The following is a 17492-nucleotide window of genomic DNA, read 5'->3' as shown; positions in this document are numbered from 1 at the left end:
CCCTATGTCGCGCGCAGCGAGGAGCGCGCCCGCATCGCCCCCGGCGATCAGATTGCCCTGCCCGCCCCCTCCACCGAGGAATATGCCAATGCCGGGGCCAATCCGGTGAAGATCACCGCGGAAGAGCCGGTCTCGACCTTCTCGACCGATGTCGACACCGCCTCCTGGGCGGTGATCCGCTCCACGCTGAACGCAGGCCTGCTGCCCGCGCCCGAACAGGTGCGGATCGAGGAGATGATCAATTATTTCCCCTACGATTACGCCGCGCCGGAAGGGGATGCGCCTTTCGCCACCACGCTTGCCGTGATGCCGACGCCCTGGAACGACCATACCCAACTGGTCAGCATAGCACTTCAGGGCGCGCTGCCCGCGATCCAGGACCGCCCGCCCCTGAACCTCGTCTTCCTGATCGACACTTCGGGCTCGATGGAGGATCCGAACAAGCTGGGCCTTCTGAAACAATCGCTTGCGCTGATGCTGCCCGAGTTGCGAGTGGAGGATCAGATCGCCATCGTCGCCTATGCCGGATCCGCGGGCGAGGTGCTGCCCCCCACCCCGGCGGGCGAGCGCGAGACGATCCTCGCCGCGCTCGACGCCCTCGCCGCGGGCGGCTCGACCGCAGGGGCCGAGGGGCTGGAACTGGCCTACCGGATCGCCGCGCAGATGGCGGGAGAAGGCGAGGTCAGCCGGGTGCTGCTGGCGACCGACGGCGATTTCAACGTCGGCCTCTCGGACCCCGCCGGGCTGGAGCGCTTCATCGCCACGAAACGCGACGAGGGGGTCTATCTCTCGGTGCTGGGCTTCGGTCGCGGCAACCTTGACGATGCCACGATGCAGGCGCTGGCGCAGAACGGCAACGGCACCGCCTCTTACATCGACAGCCTGTCGGAAGCGCGAAAAGTGCTGGTCGACCAGCTTACCGGGGCGCTGTTTCCCATTGCGGATGATGTAAAAGTGCAAGTCGAGTGGAATCCGGCCCGGGTCGCGGAATACCGGCTGATCGGCTATGAGACCCGGGCTTTGCGGCGCGAGGACTTCAACAACGACAAGGTGGATGCCGGCGAGATCGGCGCCGGGCTCCAGGTCACCGCGCTTTACGAGATCGCGGCGCCCGGCTCGGAAGGGCTGCGCAACGACCCGCTGCGCTATGGCGCCCCCCTGGCGCAGACGGAGGCGGGTGACGAACTCGGCTTCCTGCGGCTGCGCTGGAAGGCGCCGGGCGAAAGCGCCTCGCAACTGGTGGAAACCCCGATCACCGGAGGCGAGCCCGCGACGGACGAGACCCGCTTCGCCGCCGCCATCGCGGGCTTCGGCCAGCTTCTGCAAGGCTCGGCCTATACCGGCGACTGGTCCTGGCAGGATGCGGTGGACCTCGCGCTTTCGGCCCGCGGCGCGGATGACTTCGGATACCGGATCGAAGCGGTCACCCTGATGCGCCTCGCCCAAAGCCTCGCGCGCTGATGAGCAGATCCGAAGATGCGGGCCTGCCCGCATCTTCCCCCCGCCCGCCCCTGGCCTCTCCGGAAATGGAGGAGCCATCACCCCCCCTCCTGCCCGGATGGCGGGCCGATCACGCCGATTCCATCGACCGGCGCCACCGCCTGGCGCAGAGGGGACGACCGGAAAACGGCCCTCTCACCATAAAGCCCGCCGGTGCCATGGCTCAGGGCCTTTCCCGAGGGTCGGCGGCAGTTCCTGGCTGACAGACCGCAGAGCCAGCCCGCACGGGCCGGGAATTGCGTTTTGGATCAACCGGCTGCCCCCTCTTTTCCAGGCCAAACATATATGTACGTCTTTCTGAAAATATTGTGCCGCCCAATGTCGAAGCCCTTGCGACATTCTGCTGAAAGGCGCCGCCGTAATGCCAGATCCATGCAGGCGGCAAGAAAATCTTGGCAAAGCAGCTAAGGTACATTTATGTACTTCCTTAAGCAACGCTGGCACTGCCGAACCAACAGGGAACCAGAGACATGACTGACGCAAAGACCCACACCCCGGGCGCCCATCTGTCCCGCCGCAGCTTTCTTGGCACGGCAGCAGTCACCGCGACCGTAACGGCCGGCGGGCTGTGGCTGCCCCGCGCCGCCCATGCCGACACGCCGAAAAAAGGCGGCACGCTCCGACTGGGGATGGAGGGCGGCGCCAGCACCGACAGTTTCAATCCGATGACGCTCTCGGACGAGGTGCCGATCACGCTGTGTTATGCGGTGATGAACGGGCTGATCGAATTCGATGCCGAAGGCCTGCCGCAGCCCGAGCTGTTTGAAAGCTGGGAGGTCGAACCCGGCGCCGCGAAATGGGTGTTCAACATCCGCCAGGGCATCACCTTCTCGAACGGCAAGACCCTGACCGCCGACGACGTGATCTATTCGATCAACCTGCATCGCGGCGAGTCGGTCTCGCAGCTGAAGGGCAATCTGGAACCGATCACCGAAATCACCAAACTGTCCGACAGCCAGATCGCGATCACCCTCAGCGAGGGCAATGCCGATTTCGTGGCGCTTCTGGGCGATTATCACCTGCTGGTGGTGCCCGAGGGCCATAGCGACTGGAACAACCCGATCGGCACCGGCGCCTATCTTCTGGAAAGTTTCGAGCCGGGCGTGCGCGCCGTCTTCACCCTGCGCGGCGACTACTGGAAGCCGGGCCGCGGCAATTTCGACCGGGTGGAGGTGCGCTATATCTCCGACGCGGTGGCGCGGACCTCGGCGCTGCAATCGGGGCAGATCGACGGCGCCAACCGGCTGGACCCGCGCACCGTCGATTTCCTGGCGCAGGCGCCCAATCTGAACGTGGTGCGCAGCGAGGGCACCGGGCTGCGCTATGTGTTCTGCGCCCGGGTCTCGGACGATCCCTATACCAACCAGAACGCGGTGCTGGCGCTGAAATACGGCATCGACCGGCAGAAGATCATCGACAATGTGCTGAACGGCTATGCCACCATCGGCAACGATCACACGATCAACCCGAACAGCCCGTTCTTCAACGCCGAACTGCCGCAACGCCCCTATGACCCGGACAAAGCGGCCTGGCACCTGAAAGAGGCCGGACTTTCCGGCAGCGAATTCCGCCTGACCGTTTCCGAGGGCGCCTGGGTGACGATGCCCGATTGCGCGCAGATCTTCCAGCAATCGCTGGACCCCGCCGGCATCAGGCTGGAGCTGAACAAGGTTCCCGCCGATGGTTACTGGAGCAACGTCTGGCGCGTCGATCCGTTCTGCGGGGTGATCTGGGGCTCGCGGATGACGGCGGACGAGAACCTGACGGTCTGCTATTCCTCGACCTCGCCGATGAACGACAGCAACTGGAAGAACGAAACCTTCGACAAGCTTCTGGCCGAGGCGCGGGTGGAACTGGATCAGGGCAAGCGCAAAGAGATCTATGCGACCTGCCAGCAGATGGCCTCGGACGAGGCGGGCCATGTGCTTTTCGCCATCAACGACACGCTGGACGGCTACGGCAAGAACGTCATGGGCGTGAACAAGCACCCGCGTTTCGGCTTCGACGACCTGCGGGTCGCCGAAAAGGCCTGGTTCGCGTAAGCGGGCAAGGGCAGCTTTGGGGGCCGCATCAGGGCAATGAAACGCTATGTCGCAACCCGCCTCGCGCTTGGCCTGGTGACGCTGTTCTGCGTCACCGTCCTCGTGTTCGTGGCCACCAACATGCTGCCCGGCGATGCCGCGACCGAGATCCTCGGCCGCGGCGCCACCCCCGAGACGCTGGCGCGGTTCCGCGAGCAGCTCGGCCTCGACGATCCGCTGGTCCTGCGCTACGGCAACTGGATCTGGGGCCTGCTGCACGGCGATCTGGGCCAGTCGCTGACCACCCAGGCCAGCATCAACGAGGCGATCTGGCCCCGGCTTTGGAACACTTTGCGCCTTGCCGGGCTGACCGCGCTGGTCTCGGTGCCGCTGGCGATCGGGCTGGGGGTGCTCTCGGCCGCGCGCGAGGGCAGCTTCCTCGACCGGGCGCTGGCGATGGGTGCGCTGACCGCGATCTCCTTCCCCGAGTTCTTCACCGCCTATCTGCTGATCCTGGTGTTCTCGGTGAAGCTGAACCTGCTGCCGAACCTCTCGACCATCTTCCCCGAGATGTCCTTTCTTGAGGCGCTGCGGGCGATGGTGCTGCCGGTGATGGCGCTCTCGTGCCTCGTCACCGCGCATATGATGCGGATGACGCGGACCTCGATCCTGTCGGTGATGTCGCAGCCCTATATCGAGATGGCCTTCCTCAAGGGCGTGCCGCGCGCCGCGGTGATCACCCGCCATGCGCTGCCCAATGCCGCGGCGCCGATCATCGCGGTGGTGGCGATGAACCTCGCCTATCTGGTGGTCGGGATCGTGGTGATCGAGGTGGTCTTCGTCTACCCCGGCCTCGGCCAGTATATGGTCGATGCGGTGGGCAAGCGCGACATTCCGGTGGTGCAGGCCTGCGGGGTGTTCTTCGCGCTGGCCTTCATCGGGCTCAACCTGATCTCGGACGTGCTGGCCGTGCTGGTCAATCCGCGTCTGCGCCGCCCCGGCGGGGGAAGATGACATGCTGCTTTTCGGAACCCGGATCCCGCTGAGCGCGCTTTTCGGCGCAACGGTCATGGTGCTGTTCATCCTGCTGGCGATCTTCGGGCCGTGGATCACGCCCTATGCGCCCGACGCCACCGTGGGCAAAACCTGGACCGGCCCCTCGACTGAATTCTGGCTGGGCACCGACAACATCGGCCGCGACATCCTTTCGCGCATCATCGCCGGCGCGCAGACCACCATCGGCATCGCGCTGGTGACGACGGTGCTGTCCTTCACCCTGGGCGTCTCGGCGGGGATCTTCGCCTCGGTCGGCGGGCCGGTGCTCGACAATCTGCTGTCGCGGGTGGTGGATATGTTCCTCTCGGTGCCGGTGCTGATCATGGCGCTGATCGTGCTGACCGCGCTCGGCTCTTCGATCCCGACGCTGATCCTGACCATCGCGCTGCTGGATTCGACCCGGGTGTTTCTGGTGGCGCGGGCGGTGGCGGTGGACATCGCCGCGCGCGACTTCATCGACGTGGCGCGGCTGCGCGGCGAGAAAATGCCCTGGATCATGTTCCACGAGATCCTGCCCAATGCCATGCCGCCGCTGATTTCCGAATTCGGGCTGCGGTTCTGCTTCAACTTCCTCTATGTCGCCAGCCTCAGCTTCCTCGGCCTCGGTGTGCAGCCGCCGCAGGCGGACTGGGGCGGCATGGTGCGCGAGAACGGCCAGGCCATCGCCTTCGGCATCCTCGCGCCGATCTGGCCGGCGCTGGCCATCGCGCTGGTGACGGTGGCGGTCAACCTGGTGGTGGACTGGCTGCTGTCGCGCAACGTCAAGCCCTCCGGCGCCTCGGCGGAGCTGTGAGATGAGCGACGAGAACATCCTGGAAATCCGCAACCTGCGTATCGAGGCGCTGAACGGCCAGGTCCTGGTCGATGACGTTTCGCTGGAGTTGCGGCGGGGCGAGGTGCTGGGGTTGATCGGCGAAAGCGGCGCCGGAAAATCGACCATCGCGCTGGCCGCCATGGGCTACGCCCGTGCGGGCTGCCGGATCGCGGGCGGCGAGATCCGCATCGACGGCACCGATCTGCGCGGCATCGGGCCCGAGGGGCGGCAGGGCTATCGCGGCATGCGCATCGCCTATGTCGCGCAAAGCGCCGCTGCGTCCTTCAACCCGGCGATGCGGCTGATCGACCAGATCTGCGAAAGCCCGCTGCGCCACCGCCAGATGACCCGCCCGGAGGCCGAGGCCCGCGCCGTCGAACTGCTGGGAAAGCTGGGCCTGCCCGAGCCCGCGATACTGGCGCGCAAATATCCGCATGAGGTCTCGGGCGGGCAGTTGCAGCGCGCCATGGCGGCGATGGCAGTGATCGGCAGGCCCGATATCCTCGTTTTCGACGAGCCGACCACCGCGCTGGACGTGACGACGCAGATGGAGGTGCTGGCGCTGATCAAGCAGATCATCCGCGATCTGCGCACCGCCGCGCTCTATATCACCCATGATCTGGCGGTGGTGGCCCAGGTGGCCGACCGGATCATGGTGCTGCGCGGCGGGAAGATGGTCGAACTCGGCGAGGCGGAGCAGATCCTCGGCGCCCCGGCCCAGGCCTATACCTCGGCCCTGGTGGCCGAGCGCGATCACAGCCGGCCGCTGATGCGCCCCCTGCCCGCCGATCCCGGCGCGCCGGTGCTGGAGGCCCGCGCGGTCGATGCGGGCTACGGCGGCGGCAAGGTGCTGTCGCAGGTCTCGTTCCGCCTGCACCGCGGCGAGACGCTGGCGGTGGTGGGCGAATCCGGCTCGGGGAAATCGACGCTGGCCAGGGTGCTGACCGGCCTTCTGCCGCAGATGGCGGGCGAGATGCGGCTGGACGGCAGGCCGCTTGCCCCCGGCTACCGCCAGCGCGAGGCGGATGTGCTGCGCCGCATCCAGCTTGTCCACCAGCTTCCCGACATGTCGCTGAACCCGCGCCAGCCACTGGCGAAGATCATCGGCCGCCCGCTTGCGCTGCGCAGCGGCGAAAAAGGCGCGGCCTTGCAGCGCCGGATCGCCGGGCTGCTGGATCTGGTCGGGCTGCCCGCCGGTTTCGCCGAGCGCTTCCCGCCGCAACTCTCGGGCGGGCAGAAGCAGCGCGTGGCCATCGCCCGGGCGCTGGCGGCCGAGCCGGAGATCATCATCTGCGACGAGCCGACCTCGGCGCTGGACCAGCTGATCGCGGACGACATCCTGCGGCTGCTGATGCGGTTGCAGGACGAGCTCGGCCTCTCTTATCTGTTCATCACCCATGACCTGGGGATCGTGCGCCGCATCGCCCATAACACGCTGGTGCTGCTGAAGGGGGAAACCGTCGCCCTCGGCCCGACCGCCGAAGTCTTTGCCGAACCGATGCACCCCTATACCCGCAAATTGCTGGTTTCGGTGCCGCAGATGCGCAAGGGCTGGCTGGAGGAAGTGGCGGCCCAAGGGCCTTCAGAGCCCTGAAAACGGGCATTGAAGGTACATATATGTGCGGCCCTCATGGCGCCGCCTTGCGCCCCGCACCGCCGCCGCGCCCATGGCGTTGCATGTGAGGGGCCCCGAAGCCTATTGTCGATGCAGCGAACCGCACGGGGATGAAAATGCCGGAACAAGATGCCGCCACCGTGTCAGAGGGCACCGGCTCCGAGCAGGAGCGTTCCGAACGGCTCACCCGGCAGGACTGGCTGGATCTCGCGCTCAGAACCCTGGTCGAGGACGGGATCGACCGGGTGAAGATCCAGATCATGGCGCGGCAGCTCGATGTGGCGCGCTCCAGTTTCTACTGGCATTTTGAAAGCCGCGAAGACCTGCACAAGGCGATGCTGGAGGACTGGCTGAAGAAGAACACCAGCCCGATCATCGAACGGGCGATGCGGCCCGCCCCCGATATCATCCGTGCGGTCATCAATGTCTTTGAATGCTGGATCGACGAGGCGCTGTTCAACCCGGGGCTGGACATCGCCGTGCGGCTCTGGGCCCGCCGCGCGCCAGAGGTGCGCAGGGTGGTGCTGGAGGCGGATCAGCTGCGGGTCGACGCCCTGCGCCGGATGTTCCTGCGCCATGGCTATGCCGAGCGCGAGGCCCTGATCCGGGCCCGGGTGCTTTATTACACCCAGATCGGGCATCACACGCTGGAGGAAATCGAGGCGCCCGAGGTCAGATTCTCGCATGGGCCGGCCTATCTGCACATCTTCACCGGCCTCGTGCCCGACGAAGAGCTGTGCCGCGACTTCTTCGCGAAGCTCGACGAAATCTATTTTCGCCCCCGGCGCGCGCGCGGCTGATACCGCGCCCCTCGCACCGCCCGGGGCGTGATCCGTTCACTCCTGTCCGCGAGATACTGGACATAAGTGTACCCTCATGGCAGCCTGCCGCAAACAGGAGGCGGCCATGAAGAATCAATACCGCGTTGCGATCATCGGGGGCGGCGTCGTCGGCGCCTCGGTCGCCTATCACCTGGCGAAATCCGGCTGGACCGATGTCGCCATCATCGAGCGCGACGTGCTGACCGCGGGCTCCAGCTGGCATGCGGCGGGCGGCTTCCACGCGCTGAACGCCGATCCGAACATCGCCGCCCTGCAATCCTACACCATCGACCTGCTGACCGAGGTGGGCGAGGAATCCGGCATCAACATCGGCATGCACATGACCGGCGGCATCTCGATGGCCTCGGCCCCGGCCCGCTGGGAATGGCTGCAATCGGCCTATCGCACCTTCCAGTCGCTGGGCATCAACGATGTCGAACTGATCGGCCCCGAAGAGATCAGGCGCCGCTGCCCCATCGTCTCGACCGAGGGCATCATCGGCGGGATGTGGAGCGACCGCGAGGGCCATATCGACCCCTCGGCCGTGGTCCATGCCTATGCCCGCGCGGCAAAGAACCGCGGCGCGGCCATCCTGGAACATACGAAGGTCGAAGACCTGCGGCCCCGCCCCGACGGCTCCTGGGACGTGATCACCGACAAGGGCACGATCATCGCCGAACATGTGGTGAACGCGGGCGGGCTCTGGGCCAAACAGGTGGGCCGGATGGCCGGGATCGACCTGCCGGTCTCGCCGATGGAGCACCATTATCTGGTGACCGAATCCATCCCCGAACTGGTCGAGATGCAGGGGGAAATCCCGCTGATCGTCGATCTGGAGGGCTTCACCTACACCCGCCAGGAACAGAAGGGCCTGCTCATGGGCATCTATGAGCGCGACTTCAAACACTGGCATATGGAGGGCGCCCCCTGGGATTTCGGGATCGAACTGATCCAGGAAGACACCGGCCGGATCGAGAACGAGCTGTCGCTGGGCTTCCGGCGCTTCCCCTGTCTGAACACCGCCGGGATCCGGCGGTGGGTGAACGGCGCCTTCACCTTCTCGCCCGACGGCAACCCGCTCGTCGGGCCGGTGCGGGGGGTGCGCAACTACTGGGTCGCCTGCGGGGTGATGGCCGGTTTCCTGCAAGGCGGCGGCGTCGGCAAGTCGCTGGCCGAATGGATGATCGCGGGCGAGCCGCAGGCCGATATCTTCGGCATGGACATCGCGCGCTACGGCGACTTCGCCTCGAACCGCGAATATATCCGCCAGACCACCGGCCAGTTCTATTCGCGCCGCTTCGTGATGAGCTATCCGAACGAACAGCTTCCCGCGGGCCGGGTGCTGAAGGCCCCGGGCGCGTATGAGGCGATGACGGCGGCGGGCTGCCGGTGGGGCGCGGGCTGGGGGCTGGAACAGCCGCTCTATTTCGCGCCGGAGGGGTTCATTGAGGAGCCGTCGCTGAAACGCTCGAACGCCTTCGACCTGATCGGGGCGGAATGCCGCGCCGCGCGCGAAAGCGCGGGGCTTCTGGATATCACCGCCTTCTCGCGCTACGAGGTGAGCGGGCCGGAGGCTGCGGCCTGGCTCGACCGCACCTTCGCCTGCAAACTGCCGGGGCCGGGCCGCGCGGGCCTTGCGCCGATGCTGGGCGAGAACGGCAGGCTGAAGGGCGATCTGACGATCCTGAACTGGGGCGACGGCACCTTCTGGATCATGGGCTCTTACTACCTGCGGCAATGGCACATGCGCTGGTTCGAGGATCATGCCGGTGCGGGCGTGAGCGTGCGCGACATCTCTGACAGCATCGGCGGTTTCGCCGTGGTCGGCCCGAACGCGCGCCAGATCCTGCAAAAGCTGACGCATCAGGATCTGTCGGGCGCCGCCCTGCCCTTCATGGGCTGCCGGAGCGTTGATCTGGGCCTGATCCGGGCGAAGGTCGCGCGCATGTCGGTGACAGGGGAACTCGGCTATGAGATCAACTGCGGCGCGCTGGAACATGCCTCGCTGCGCCGGATGCTGCTCGACGCCGGGAAAGACCTCGGCCTGCGCGAGATCGGCTTCAACGCCGTGCTGTCCCTGCGGCTGGAGAAGAGCTTCGGCATCTGGTCGCGCGAATTCACCCAGGGGTATACCCCGGGCGAGACCGGGATGGACCGCTTCATCGCCTGGGACAAGGGCGATTTCATCGGCCGCGAGGCGGCGCTGGCCGAGCGGGACCAGCCCCCGGCCCGGGTCGTCGTGACGCTGGAGGTGGCGGCGACCGATGCCGACGCCACCGGGTTCGAGCCGGTCTGGCAGGACGGCGCTCTCGTGGGGTTCGTGACCTCGGGCGGCTATGGCCACACGCTCGGCAAGAGCCTCGCCATGGCGATGGTGGACCGCCGGGCCGCCGTGCCCGGGACGGAACTGAGCCTGCATATCGTCGGCCGGGAAGTGGCCGCGCGCGTCATCCCGCCCTCGCCCTATGATCCCAAAGGCGCGGCGTTCCGCGCCTGAGCCCCCGCCCCACCGGGCATCTGGCCAGATCGGAGGCCGCGTCATGACCAGGCATTATTCCGCGCTTTCGCTGGTGAAAGAGGGGCTGAAAGGCCAGAAGGGCTGGGCTCCGGCCTGGACCTCGCCCCAGCCGAAACCGCGCTACGACATGGTGATCGTCGGCGGCGGCGGGCATGGTCTGGCGACCGCTTATTACCTGGCGAAGACCCATGGCATCACCAATGTCGCGGTGATCGAGAAGGGCTGGCTCGGCGGCGGCAACACCGGGCGCAACACCACGGTGGTGCGCTCGAACTACTTCTTCCCCGAAAGCGTGCGGCTCTACGACATGGCGCTGAAGCTTTACGAGGGGCTGTCGCGGGAACTGAACTACAACATCATGCTGTCGCAGCGCGGCATGATCAGCCTCGCCCACACCCCCGCCGAGATGGAGATGGCGGCCCGGGTGGTCAACGCGATGCAGATCAACGGAACCGATGCCGAGTTGTTCGGGCCCGGTGATGTGAAGCGCGTGCTGCCGGTCTACAACTTCGGGCCGAAGGCGCGTTACCCCGCGCTCGGCGGCGTGTGGCAGGGCCGCTCGGGCACCGCGCGGCACGATGCAGTGGCCTGGGGCTATGCCCGCGCGGCCTCGGCCCTTGGCGTCGACATCCTCCAGCAATGCGAGGTGCAGGAGTTCCTGATCGAGGGCGGGCGCTGCCGGGGCGTGAAAACCTCGCGCGGCGAAATCCGGGCGGACCGGGTCGGCCTCGCCGTCGCCGGGCATTCCTCGCAGATGGCGGCGAAGGCCGGGTTCCGGCTGCCGGTCACCTCTTACGCGCTCCAGGCCTGCGTGTCCGAGCCGGTGAAGCCGATCCTCGACACGGTGGTGCTTTCGCCCGGCGCCGGCACCTATGCCAGCCAGTCCGACAAGGGCGAGATGGTGGTGGGCGGCGGGCTCGACCGCATCCCCTCCTACGGCCAGCGCGGCAATCTGCCGGTGCTGGAGACGGTGATCTCGGGCCTTGTGGAGATGTTCCCCTCGTTCCGTCAGCTGAAGCTGATGCGGCAATGGGCGGGGATCGTCGATGTGGCGCCCGACAGCTCTCCCATCATCGGGGAAAGCCCCTTGCCGGGGCTGTTCCTGAACTGTGGCTGGGGCACCGGCGGGTTCAAGGCGATCCCGGCGGGCGGCACGCTGCTGGCGCATCTGCTGGCCACCGGGCAGCACCACGACATCTCGCGCCCCTTCGATCTGGACCGTTTCGCGCGCGGTCGGCTGATCGACGAGGCCGCGGGCTCCGGCATCGCGCATTGAGGTAGACATGCAGATCTTTTCCTGCCCCTTCTGCGGCCCCCGGCCGGAATACGAATTCCACTTCGGCGGCGATCTGGGCAACCACCGCCCCGAGGGCTTCGACGCGGTGCCGGACCAAAAATGGGCCGACTACCTTTATTTCCGAAACAACCCCAAGGGCATGGCGCGCGAGGTCTGGATGCACCTGACCTGCGGCGAGATGTTCAGCATGACGCGCGATACCGTCACCATGGAAGCCGCGCCGGGCGAGGCGCTGGCGGAGGGTCAGCCATGACCGCCCGCCGCCTGCCCTTGGGCGGAGAGATCGAGCGCGCGCGCCCCTTGCGCTTCACCTTCGACGGCAAGGTGATCGAGGGGTTCGTGGGCGATACGCTGGCCTCGGCGCTGCTGGCCTCGGGCCGGCAGGTGCTGGGGCGCAGCTTCAAATACCGCCGCCCGCGCGGGCTGTTCGGCGCGGGCGTGGAAGAGCCGAACATCTGCGCCGATGTGACCGAGGGCGCCGCCTTTCGCCCGAACCAGCGCGTCACCACCGAGCCCGCGCGCGACGGGCTGGTGCTGCGCTCGGCCAGCACCGCGCCGGATGCCGAACGCGACCGGACCGGCTTCATCGACCTTTTCGCCCGCTTCATCCCCTCGGGCTTCTACTACAAGACCTTCATGTTCCCCGACTGGCACCTGTTCGAGCCGCGGATCCGCGCGATGGCGGGGCTTGGCCGGGTGGACCCGGCAAAGACCGGGCCGGTGGGCGATCAGGTCAACCATTTCTGCGATGCGCTGGTGATCGGGGCCGGGCCGGTCGGCCTCGCCGCGGCGCGGATGCTGGCGGGCGCGGGGAAATCGGTCGTGCTGGCCGACGACGGCAGCCGCCCGGGCGGCAGCCTGCTGTATCGCGAGGCCGAAATCGACGGGATGCCGGGCGCGGATTGGCTGGCCGAAACACTGGCGCAACTGGCCGGGTTGGGTGTCACGATCCTGCCGCGCACCACCGCCTTCGGGCTTTACGATCACGGCCTCGTCGCGCTGAACCAGCGGCATGAGGACGGGCGGGCCGATACTTTGTGGCGGGTCAGGCCAGAGCGGATCGTGCTGGCCGCAGGCGCGATCGAGCGGCCTTTGCCGTTTTCGATGAACGATCTGCCGGGGATCATGTCGGCCCAGGCCGGGCTGTCCTACCTTCGCCGCCAGGCGGTGCTGCCGGGCGCGAATATCGTCGTCGCCGCCAACAATTCCACCGGGGCCGGGGTCGCCCGCGCCATGGCAGAGGCGGGCGCCCGCGTCACCCTGGTCGACCGCCGCCCCGATACCGCGCCGCTCTCCGGCATCGCCTGCCATGCGGGGCGCAGCATCGACCGTGCGCTCGGCCGCAAAGCGGTGCAGGGCGTGGTGCTGGACGACGGCACCGAGATCACCTGCGACTGCCTGCTGGTCTCGGGCGGCTTCACCCCCACCATCCACCTTTACGCGCAGGCGAAGGGCAGGCTGGCCTGGGATGAGACGCGGCTGGCCTTCCTGCCCGGCGATCCGGTGCCGGGGCTGACGGTGATCGGCGGCGCGGCGGGGCAGTTCACCCTGGGCGAAGCCTTCGCCACCCTGCCAGCCGCGCTCGGGCTGGAAGGCGCCCCGACCGCCGCGCCGTCGAGCTATGCCATCACCCCCGCCTGGCCCGAGCCCGGCCGCAAGGGCCGGATCTGGATCGACTATCAGCACGATGTGACGGCGAAGGACGTGGAACTTGCCGCGCGCGAGAATTTCACCTCGGTCGAGCATCTGAAACGCTACACCACGCTCGGGATGGCGACCGACCAGGGCAAGACCTCGAACCTGAATGGCCTCGCGCTGATGGGCGCCTTGACCGGCCGCGAGATCCCCGAGGTCGGCACCACAACCTATCGCCCGCCCTTCACGCCGGTTCCCTACACCAGCCTCGCCGGGCTGCGCGGCGGCGAGCGGATGAACCCCTTGCGGCGCCTCGCGCTGGAAGGGCGGCACCGCGCGCTCGGCGCGGCGATGGGGGAATACGGCGGCTGGCTGCGGCCGGTCCACTACGGAGAGGACGATGCCGCGATCCTCGCCGAGGCGAAGATGGCCCGCGCCACGGTGGGGCTGTTCGACGCCTCGCCCCTCGGCAAGATCGAGGTGATCGGGCCGGATGCGGCGGATTTCCTCGACTTCATTTACTACAACACCGTCTCCACCCTGAAGCCGGGCGGCTGCCGCTATGGCTTCATCCTGGCCGAAAGCGGCGTGGTCTATGACGACGGGGTGCTGGTGCGGCTGGACGAGCACCGCTTTGTCGTCTCCTGCTCTTCCTCGCATGTCGCGGGCGTCCATGCGATGCTGGAGGAATGGCGGCAGGACCGCTTCCCGGCCAGGCGCATCTTCATCCACAACGCCACCGCCGGGACCGCGACGATCACCGTCACCGGCCCCGAGGCCCGCGCGGCGATCAGGGCCGCCGGGATCGCCGCCGATCTGGACGACGCGGCCTTCCCGCATATGACCACCCGCCCGGGCCGCCATGGCGACACGCCACTGCGGCTGACCCGGGTCAGCTTCACCGGCGACCGTTCCTACGAGCTGTCGATCCGGCAGGATCTGGCGCCCGGCCTCTGGGACGCGCTGGACGGCGCGGCGCGCGCCCTCGGCGGCGGCCCGATCGGCATCGAGGCGGTGATGATCCTGCGCGCCGAGAAAGGGTATATCGTCATCGGCAAGGACAGCGACGGCATGACCCGGCCGATGGATCTCGGCCTTGCTGGCCCGCTGAGGTCGAAGAAGGCCGAGTTCATCGGCAAGCGCTCCCTCTTGCAGGAAGAGGCGCAGCGCCCCGACCGCAACCAGCTTGTCGGGCTGCAACCGGCGGATGGCGGCGGCCTGCTGCCGGTGGGGGCGCATGGGCTGGATCTGTCGGGCGCGGCGCCGCGCTCGATCGGCTATGTCACCTCGTCTTACCCCGGCGCGGGCCATGACGGCCCGGTGGCGCTGGCGCTGATCGAACGCGGGGCCAGCCGGCACGGCGAGGTGATCGAACTGCACCATCTGGGCAGCCGCCGCCGCGCCCGCATCACCGCGCCCTGCGCCTTCGACCCGAAGGGAGACCGGCTGAATGGCTGACCGTTCCGGCTTCTGGACCACCCCGCCCGAGGCGCTGGCGGGCGAAGGAATCGTCGTCCGGCTGCTGCCGCCCGTGCCGCAGATCATGGTCAGCGGCGATCTCGACGGTTTCGCCGCCGCGCATGGCCTGCCCCCGCCTCTCGGCCTGCTGGCCGCGACGGCGGGGCCGCGCTATGCGCTGCGGCTGGCCCGGAACCGGATGCTGGCGGTGGGGATCGGTCTCGATCCCGCCGCGGGCGGATGGGTCGATGGCGCGGCGCTGACCCCGATGACCGGGGCGCTGGCGGTGATCGGGATCACCGGGGAAAACGCGATGGCGCTGGTCGCCCGCGCCACCGCCATCGACCCGCGCCGACCCTCGGCCTCGGCGGCGCTGATGTTCGCGGGCGCGACCGCGGCGCTCTGCCGCCACGACGGCGGCCTGCGTCTGCATCTCGACCGCGGCCTGGTGCCCTGGCTGATGAGCTGGTGCGCCGCCACCGACCTGTTCCGCGCGCCGGGGAACTGACAGGAACCGCAACGGCCGGGGAGGGCCGCAGACCATGGAAACCGAAGGACAAGCCGCAGGCCGGACCCGCCGCCGCAACCGCGATGCCGCGCCCAAACTGCTGCGCGCGCCCGATTACCGGCAGTTGCGCCACCCATTTCCGGCCCAGACCATGTTCTCGGAAGACGAGGTGGCGGCGATCCACGACACCGCCCTGCGGGTGCTGGAAGAGCTGGGAATGCGCGTGCTGCTGCCCGAGGCGCGGGCGCTCTACGCCTCTGCCGGTGCCCGGATCGAAGAGGATATGGTTTTCATCGGCCGCGACATCGTGAGCGCCGCGCTGGCCAGCGCGCCGAAATCCTGGCGGCTCAGGGCGCCCTCTGCCCTGCGCGATCAGGACTATGCGCAGGGCTCGATGATCTTCATGGCGGGCGTCGGCTGCCCCAACGTGAACGACCGCGAGCGCGGCCGCCGCCCCGGCTCGATCGCGGATTTCGTCGAGACGGTGAAGCTCTGCCAGCATTACGACGTGATCCACATGCTTGGCCCGATGACCGAGCCGCAGGACGTGCCGGTCCATCTGCGCCACTACGCCACGATCCGGGCGCAGCTGGAACATTCCGACAAGCCGCTGTTCCTGTTCTCGCGCGGGCCCGGCCAGGTGGAACAGGGCTTCGGCCTGATCCGGGCCGCACTTGGCCTGTCGGACGACGAATTCACCCGCGATGTCTGGGTCAGCACGGTGATCAACACCAATTCGCCGCGGCTTCTCGACAATCCGATGGCAAAGGGGCTGATCGACTTCGCCCGCGCCGGGCAGATGTGCATCGTGACGCCGTTCTGCCTGGCGGGGGCGATGGCGCCGATCACGCCCTCGGGCGCGCTGGCGCTGCAACATGCCGAGGCGCTGGCCGGGATCGCTCTGACCCAGATCGCCCGCGCGGGCGCTCCGGTCAGCTACGGCGGGTTTTCCTCGAACGTCTATATGAAAAGCGGCGCCCCGGCCTATGGCACGCCCGAGCATATCAAGATGCAGATCGGCGGCGGCCAGCTTGCCCGGCATATCGGCCTGCCCTGGCGCACGGCGTCCGGCGCGGCCTCGAACGCGCCCGACATGCAGGCGGCGCTGGAAACCACGATGGGGCTGTGGGGCGCCTCGCTGGCGCATGGAACGCTGATCGTCCATACCGCCGGATGGCTGGAGGGCGGCCTGACCTTCGGTTACGAGAAATTCATCAACGACATCGAAAGCCTTCAGATGTTCGCCGAGCTTTGCACCCGGCCCTCGGGCACGGCGGCCGAGATCGGTTTCGACGCCATCGCCGAGGTTCCTCCGGGCGGGCATTTCTTCCAGACCGGCCATACGATGGAACGCTATCAGACCGCTTTCTATGCGCCGGTCGTGGCCGATCTGAACAATTTCGGCACCTGGAGCGAGGCGGGCGCGAAAACCGCCGACATGCGCGCGACCGATGTGTGGAAAGCCGTTCTGCGCGACTTCCGGCCCCCCGAAGGCGCGGCCGAGCGGGTGGAGCGGATCCTGCCGCTGATCGAGGCCGGCACCGCCGCAGGCGGTGCGCCCGCGATGGACTGAGCCTGACCGGCCACCCGCGCCTTCCTGTCCGGGCGGGCCGCCGCCTTCGCCGGGGCCGCCATCTCACCCCTCCCGGCCGGGCGGCGGACTTTTCCGGTGCCGGCGGCAGAGCGACCTGCGGTCAGACCGGCACGTTCAGGCTGTGCTTCACCCGTTTCAGGGTGAAGCTGGTGTTGACGGACTGGACGTTCGGCAGTTCGACGATGGCATTCTTCACCACCGCCTCGTAATGGCGGACGCTGGTCGCGATGACCTGAAGCACATAGTCGTATTCGCCGCTGAGCGAATAGCATTGCATGATCTCGGGCACGCTTTCGACCGCCTCCTCAAAGGCCCGCAGCCGCTCGCGCTGGTGATGCGAGATCTTGACGAAACACAGCACCAGGATCTCGAACCCCACCGCCTCGGGGTCGATCACGAAGCGCCGGGGGCTGACCGCGCCCTCGTTTTGCAGCCGCTGAAGGCGGCGCCAGCAGGGGGAATGGCTCAGGCCGGTGACCTCGCCCAGCTCGCGCATGGTGATGTCGGGCTGCGCCTGGATGGCCCGCAGGATGCGGCGGTCCGAATCGTCTGGCTCCATCGGGCGCCCTCCTCCGGGTTACAGGGTCAGGATCCGGCGGCAGCCCTTGCAACAGCGCCGCCGGATTTCCACCTCGTAAAGATACGTTGTGTCTTT

The 17492-nt window shown here is 67.7% G+C and carries 13 protein-coding genes; 12 read left to right on the top strand and 1 reads right to left on the bottom strand.

The window, feature by feature from the left end:
- The 12 genes from XINFAN_RS09830 to XINFAN_RS09775 form a co-directional block, all read left to right on the top strand.
- Positions 1-1461 (top strand): vWA domain-containing protein (locus tag XINFAN_RS09830; protein ID WP_148087140.1); only part of this gene is annotated, 1461 nt, incomplete at its 5' end.
- A gap of 509 nt (positions 1462-1970) precedes the next feature.
- Positions 1971-3542, top strand: a complete 1572-nt coding sequence (locus tag XINFAN_RS09825) for an ABC transporter substrate-binding protein (RefSeq protein WP_124086347.1) — start codon at positions 1971-1973, stop codon at positions 3540-3542.
- A 27-nt stretch (positions 3543-3569) separates the two neighbouring features.
- Complete coding sequence (locus tag XINFAN_RS09820) at positions 3570-4535, top strand: ABC transporter permease (protein ID WP_199286394.1); 966 nt, start codon at positions 3570-3572, stop codon at positions 4533-4535.
- A gap of 1 nt (position 4536) precedes the next feature.
- A complete protein-coding gene (locus XINFAN_RS09815; RefSeq protein ID WP_124086343.1) occupies positions 4537-5370 on the top strand; it encodes an ABC transporter permease in 834 nt (277 codons plus the stop codon).
- A gap of 1 nt (position 5371) precedes the next feature.
- Positions 5372-6985, top strand: coding sequence for an ABC transporter ATP-binding protein (locus XINFAN_RS09810; protein ID WP_124086341.1), 1614 nt, complete (start codon positions 5372-5374; stop codon positions 6983-6985).
- A gap of 137 nt (positions 6986-7122) precedes the next feature.
- Positions 7123-7806, top strand: a complete 684-nt coding sequence (locus tag XINFAN_RS09805) for a TetR/AcrR family transcriptional regulator (RefSeq protein WP_124086339.1) — start codon at positions 7123-7125, stop codon at positions 7804-7806.
- A gap of 106 nt (positions 7807-7912) precedes the next feature.
- Positions 7913-10324, top strand: a complete 2412-nt coding sequence (locus tag XINFAN_RS09800; protein ID WP_124086336.1) for a GcvT family protein — start codon at positions 7913-7915, stop codon at positions 10322-10324.
- 43 nt (positions 10325-10367) lie between these two features.
- A complete protein-coding gene (locus XINFAN_RS09795) occupies positions 10368-11621 on the top strand; it encodes a sarcosine oxidase subunit beta family protein (RefSeq protein WP_124086334.1) in 1254 nt (417 codons plus the stop codon).
- A 7-nt stretch (positions 11622-11628) separates the two neighbouring features.
- Positions 11629-11895, top strand: coding sequence for a sarcosine oxidase subunit delta (locus XINFAN_RS09790; protein ID WP_124086332.1), 267 nt, complete (start codon positions 11629-11631; stop codon positions 11893-11895).
- Positions 11892-14735 (top strand): 2Fe-2S iron-sulfur cluster-binding protein, encoded by a 2844-nt coding sequence (locus XINFAN_RS09785; RefSeq protein ID WP_124086330.1) that lies wholly within the window; start codon positions 11892-11894, stop codon positions 14733-14735. Before XINFAN_RS09790 ends, XINFAN_RS09785 begins: the two co-directional genes overlap by 4 nt.
- Positions 14728-15243 carry a hypothetical protein gene (locus tag XINFAN_RS09780; protein ID WP_124086329.1) on the top strand — a complete coding sequence of 172 codons (516 nt, stop codon included), beginning with the start codon at positions 14728-14730 and terminating at the stop codon, positions 15241-15243. Before XINFAN_RS09785 ends, XINFAN_RS09780 begins: the two co-directional genes overlap by 8 nt.
- Positions 15244-15277: 34 nt before the next feature.
- Positions 15278-16816, top strand: coding sequence for a trimethylamine methyltransferase family protein (locus tag XINFAN_RS09775; protein ID WP_124086328.1), 1539 nt, complete (start codon positions 15278-15280; stop codon positions 16814-16816).
- A gap of 121 nt (positions 16817-16937) precedes the next feature.
- Here XINFAN_RS09775 and XINFAN_RS09770 read toward each other — a convergent pair whose 3' ends face one another.
- The gene (locus XINFAN_RS09770; protein WP_124086327.1) at positions 16938-17396 is read right to left on the bottom strand and encodes an Lrp/AsnC family transcriptional regulator; all 459 of its coding nucleotides are present in this window, start codon (positions 17394-17396) and stop codon (positions 16938-16940) included.
- Positions 17397-17492 lie beyond the last annotated feature (96 nt).

It is taken from the genome of Pseudogemmobacter humi, assembly GCF_900609055.1.
GTDB lineage: Bacteria > Pseudomonadota > Alphaproteobacteria > Rhodobacterales > Rhodobacteraceae > Pseudogemmobacter > Pseudogemmobacter humi.
The sequence above is the reverse complement of the archived record's forward strand: the minus strand, read 5'-3'. Positions and strand labels throughout refer to the sequence as shown.